The organism is Streptomyces montanisoli, assembly GCF_017813245.1.
Lineage (GTDB): Bacteria > Actinomycetota > Actinomycetes > Streptomycetales > Streptomycetaceae > Streptomyces > Streptomyces montanisoli.
The window spans coordinates 1-1,074 of the sequence record NZ_JAGIQL010000369.1 but is presented as its reverse complement, the minus strand read 5'-3'; the positions used below and the strand labels follow the sequence as shown (position 1 = coordinate 1,074).

The 1,074-nt window shown below is 75.8% G+C and carries 1 protein-coding gene; it reads left to right on the top strand.

Translation table 11 applies throughout. From position 1 onward, the window contains the following. On the top strand, positions 1-1,074 hold a 1,074-nt coding region (locus JFN87_RS33195; protein ID WP_209346235.1), incomplete at both ends, for an FAD-dependent oxidoreductase.

Sequence of the window (1,074 nt, the reverse complement as noted above, 5' to 3'; positions counted from 1 at the left end):
GGGGCGCGCTGTCGTCGGCGCGCGCCCTGACGAGCGCCCGCCCGCTGTCCCTGCTGCCGCCGCGCTCGTCCGCGCCGGGCCAGGCCAGGCTGGGCGCGACGCTCGGCCGCCTCGCCACCGCGCCCACCGCGCACCTGCTGTCGCGCCCGGAACACACCGCGCGTGAGGCGTACGCCTCTCCGCTCGTGCGGCTACTGCTCTCCGCCCTGCTGTACGACCCGGAGCTGGCGTCGTCGAGCCGGTGCGCGGACCTGGTGCTGCGCGGATTCGCCCGCGGGCGGCTCTGCGTGCCGGAGGGCGGCTCGGCGGCGCTGCCGCGGCTGCTGGCGGCGACGCTGCCGCCGGGGTGCGCGGTGCACACGGACGTGTGCGTGACGGACGCGTCGATCAGCCGCGTCACGACGAAGGAGCACGGCGAGATCGCGTGCAGGGCGCTGGTCGTGGCGACCGGGGCGCGGGCGGCGGCCGGGCTGCTGCCCGGGCTGCGGATGCCGGGCTTCCAGCCGGTGACGGTGGTGCACCACAGCGCGCCGGAAGCGCCGCCCACGGGCGCCTCACTGCTGCTGGACGCGGACCGCGCCGGGCCCGTGTCCCACACGGCGGTGATGAGCGCGGTGGACCCGGCACGTGCGCCGCGCGGCGGCGTGCTCGTCACGTCGACGGTGCTGGGCCCGCCACCCGCGGAACGAGACGTGCGGCGCCACCTGGCGAGGATGTACGGCGTGCCGACGCACCGCTGGGAGCCGCTGGCGGTCAACCACGACCCGGAGGCGGTCGTGACGACGCGCCCGCCGCACGACGTGCGCAGGGCGGTGCGGCTGCTGGCGGGCCTGTACGTGTGCGGGGACCACCGCGAGGTCAACACGGTCCAGGGCGCCCTGCACTCGGGCCGCAGAGCGGCACACGCGGCCCTGAAGGACCTCGGCGCGGCCCGCGTGAGCGGCGGCCGCCCTGAGGGCGCGGAGGAGGCGGAGGCCAGATTCGATGAGCTTACGTCTGAACTCCTATTACCGATGTATCTCCTTTCCCGTCTTTTACTTCAAAGAAGGGTGACGGGGGGGGGGGGAGGGGTGT